Genomic DNA, 3741 nt, shown 5'->3' with positions numbered 1-3741 from the left:
GGAAAAGCACGGATTGAATCGCTATAAACCAAGATACAAAACTTCACTTATTTACTATTTGATTGATGATATATGCAAGTTCATCGTCATAGATACTTAGCAACTTGTCAGGCAAGGCAAATTTTATTAGAGGATTGAGAAAATGACAAATATTATTAGAGCTTGCCCTTATGTGGCTGGTATTGATAGCGTAGGTATGAGAAGTTTAAAAGGCTATCACACAGAGCTGACAGACAAGCAGATTGAAAAAATAGACCCATTGAACGCAAATACAGGCACAGTTGATTATAGCTTTAAAGTTCGTAAATATAAGCACGGTGTCCGATTTAAGGGTGAGAAAGAGGGCGGAGAAATCAGCTTATTTGATGAGGTAGCGAAATGATAGAACACCACCAAGGCTACACGGCTATAAAACGGTACGGACGGAATAGTTTTAGACAAGCAGGTAAACACCCGTTTAAGATGATTTACAATGCACGAGCGGTCAAATACGACCTCGTACAGCAGTTTGAAGCAAGTACAGGCATAATCTTACCCAGCGGAGTGAAAAGCAACTTATGCACGCAATCAGTGCCGATTTTAGGCAAGCAACTGGCTATCATAAAATTACAGATAAAGGAAAATAAAAAATGAAATTAAGCGAATTACAAACAATTGACCAAAATATCATTAAATTTCTTTCTGAACATAGAGGAATTGAACGAGCTGTTAAAGGCAAGATTTTAGCACAAGCGCTTGATATTGATTTTAGAACACTTCAAAGCAGAATTGAGTACCTACACAAGCAAGGTTGCGCCATTGGTTCGATTGATAACGGCTATTTTATCCCAACTAATGAAGACGAGCGCAGGGCTGGCATTATCAAGAAACAACGCACAGGCATTGCGATTAATAACGCAGTCAACGGCTACACCCTTGCGGAACTTGATTGGATTGACCAACTTTTTAAGGAGGAATGACTATTGACACCCAAAGAACAAGCCCTAAACTGTATTAATCGTGGTTTTTCTGTTATCGCTGGTTATCCTGTAGGAAAAAGCGAAAGGGCAATTATAAAGGGGAGTTCCTCAGGAAGCCTTGATGAAATCACAGTAAGCGCGTGGTTCGATGAAATACCGAACCGTAACATCATGATTAATCTTAGAAATAGCGGTTTGATTTGTATTGACTTAGACCAGCACCAAAACGGACAGAATGGACGGAATGTTTTCAGTCGCTTGTGGAATGAACACAGCGAGGGCGAAATATTAAGTACCTATGTTGAAAAGACACCCACAGGCAACGGCTTGCATGTTTTCTTTAAAGTTCCCAAAGAGCTATTCAGTCAGCCGATTGTCAATGAACTAGCGGACGGTGTGGAGATAAAGACACACTTTACACCAATCTACCCAAGCAAACGCACAGACGGCGATTATATCCCTTTGAATGATACAGAAACTAACGAGCCTTTAACTTTCGATAGTCTTTGCGATTGTCCTGACTGGTTACTTGAAATGATACAGCGACCACAAAAAAGACAGAACCCAACGCTAGGAAGTCGGACTTATGGCGCTGAAATGTGGGAGCTATTCAACCAAGGCGCACGAAAAGGGAATCGAAACAATGACACGAACCGCATTCTCCACTACTGGAGAAAAATCGGCATTGATAACAATCATTGCATGGACTTATTGCGAACCTTTAACAATCGAACCAGTCCGCCCTTACCTGATGACGAGCTGGCAACTATTTGGAAAAGTGTATTCAAGATGAAATAGAAAGGAAGTCATGACAGACCAATTAGAAAAACTTGTGGCAGAAACACCACAGGGAAACGTAAGAAGTCCAAAACCTAAAATAGAGGACTTCACAGATTATGGCGAAGACGGCAAAAAAGTCGTTAATGTCGCAGGTTATCAGGAATGCTTAAAAGACTGGCTGGAACAAGAAAAAGAAATCATCAATAGCCCTGACTATGTCAAAGCACATACTCAAACGCTTAGAGCTGTTAGAAAACTATTCTTTGAACACCGTAACTTATTTTTAAGCACACCTAAGGAAGACGGCAACGCACCCAAGTCACTAAGTCCCTTAGATACGGCTAGAATAATCTATAAGACGCTAAAAGTCATCAAATTAGACCACCAAAGCGGACTGTTAGGCGTTTACAACCCTGAACTAGGCATATATGAAACAAACGAAAACTTCTTTCATCGGCTCATTTATTGGCTAGAACCGTCATACAGTCAGGCACGGTCTAAAGAGGTCCTCTTTAAACTTGAAACTTTAGCAGAGGTTAAGCAACAAACCACAGAAGCTCATCTTATCCCAGTTGCGAACGGTATTTTCAATAAGAAAACCCAGCAATTAGAGCCGTTTAGTCCCAAGTATGTCTTTACCTCAACCATTGCGACCAAGTACAACGACAAAGCAAAAGTACCCAATATCAACGGTTGGAACGTAGACGGCTGGCTCAATGATTTAATGAGTGGAGATAAAGAACTCGTTAGCCTTTTATGGCAGATTATTTCCGCAAGTACCAACGGCAACTACTCCTATCGCAAAGGCGTTTGGCTAGTCGGTAAGGGGAACGACGGCAAAGGGACTTTTCAAAGTCTCATCATGAACTTAATCGGACGTGAGAACGTCGCAAGTGTCAAAGCTGAACAGTTTTCTGAACGTTTTTCTCTTTCCCAAGTCGTTGGGAAGACTTGCATTATTGGAGATGACAGCCAAGTCAGCTACTTAGACAATGCAGGGAATTACTTTTCTGTGGTTACTGGCGACCCAGTACCGATTGAAGCGAAAGGAAAGCAACCCACCTTAGCAGTATTTAATAAGCTGGTTATACAATCCACTAACTTTTTACCGAAGTTTAGAAATAAGTCAAATGGAACTTATAGGCGTTTGCTTATCGTGCCTTTTGAAAAGTCTTTTACCGCAGATAATGACGATTGGAAAATAAAGGATGATTATATTAAACGCAAAGACGTTTTAGAGTATGTCCTTAAAATCGCTTTATCGCTTAACTTTGAGAAGTTTGACGAACCGAAAGCCACACAAGGGCTGTTAGATGACTTTAAAATCAGCAATGACAATGTATTGGCTTTTGTAAATGATATGTTTGAGGAGTTCGTCAGTGATTTTCTACCGACCACCTTTATAAGCGCCTTATATCGTGCATGGTGTGAAGATGAGGGAGTGAAGCCCTTTACTAAGCGAGAGTTTGAGAATAAACTACCTGATTATGTCAAAGACCAATGGAAAAAGACCGTGCAAAGACCAAATAGCGCAGGCTTTAATAGAGCTGTCGATTTACATCGAGCCAATGAAATGGAATTGTTTAGACGGTTGTTTTATTGGGACGATGAGAAACATAAAAAAGTCACTAAAGGTTATTCCCGCAAGAAAAAATAAAAGTGTTACTGAAAATCGGTAACACGTTACTATTAGAAGTAACAGCTTTAACCCTATGGTTAAGCCATTTATAGGTATCTGTTACTCTGTTACCGCAAAAACACCTACTCGCTAGGAATTTATCAGAGGAAATAAAAACATGAAAAAAGCACGCTGTCCGACAAATTGAAGTGTTGACAAATGTTGTCATAAAAAATACTACAAATTACTACATAGAAAAATCGGAGAAAATAAAATGAGCCAAAATACAAAAACAATCTTATCTAACCTTTTTACACTTACAAGTGAACTTTCAGAACCCACTTCAAAATTGATTAATATTGAGGGAGCAAACGAAACGCCAGC

The 3741-nt window shown here is 39.8% G+C and carries 4 protein-coding genes; all 4 read left to right on the top strand.

Translation table 11 applies throughout. The annotated features are described in order from the left end of the window. The first annotated feature begins 142 nt into the window (after positions 1 to 142). The 4 genes from ABT112_RS34810 (at position 143) to ABT112_RS34795 (ending at position 3396) form a co-directional block, all read left to right on the top strand. On the top strand, positions 143 to 382 hold the full coding sequence (locus tag ABT112_RS34810) for a hypothetical protein (RefSeq protein WP_014570323.1): 240 nt from the start codon (positions 143 to 145) through the stop codon (positions 380 to 382). Positions 383 to 629: 247 nt separating this feature from the next. After that, entirely contained in the window at positions 630 to 959 is a 330-nt protein-coding gene (locus ABT112_RS34805) for a hypothetical protein (protein WP_350782914.1), read from the top strand. 3 nt (positions 960 to 962) lie between these two features. Next, on the top strand, positions 963 to 1757 hold the full coding sequence (locus ABT112_RS34800; protein ID WP_351515793.1) for a bifunctional DNA primase/polymerase: 795 nt from the start codon (positions 963 to 965) through the stop codon (positions 1755 to 1757). 10 nt (positions 1758 to 1767) lie between these two features. Next, positions 1768 to 3396 carry a DNA primase family protein gene (locus tag ABT112_RS34795; protein ID WP_351515792.1) on the top strand — a complete coding sequence of 543 codons (1629 nt, stop codon included), beginning with the start codon at positions 1768 to 1770 and terminating at the stop codon, positions 3394 to 3396. The last annotated feature ends 345 nt before the right edge of the window (positions 3397 to 3741 follow it).

Origin of the sequence: Streptomyces sp. NPDC002055 (assembly GCF_040296705.1) — a bacterium.
In the GTDB taxonomy this organism is placed as follows: Bacteria; Actinomycetota; Actinomycetes; order Streptomycetales; family Streptomycetaceae; genus Streptomyces.
The sequence above is the reverse complement of the archived record's forward strand: the minus strand, read 5'-3'. Positions and strand labels throughout refer to the sequence as shown.

Bases quoted from the DNA above. Each gene is read 5' to 3' on its own strand.
- ABT112_RS34795 (WP_351515792.1), top strand. From the start codon at position 1,768: ATGACAGACCAATTAGAAAAACTTGTGGCAGAAACACCACAGGGAAAC.
- ABT112_RS34810 (WP_014570323.1), top strand. From the start codon at position 143: ATGACAAATATTATTAGAGCTTGCCCTTATGTGGCTGGTATTGATAGC.
- ABT112_RS34805 (WP_350782914.1), top strand. From the start codon at position 630: ATGAAATTAAGCGAATTACAAACAATTGACCAAAATATCATTAAATTT.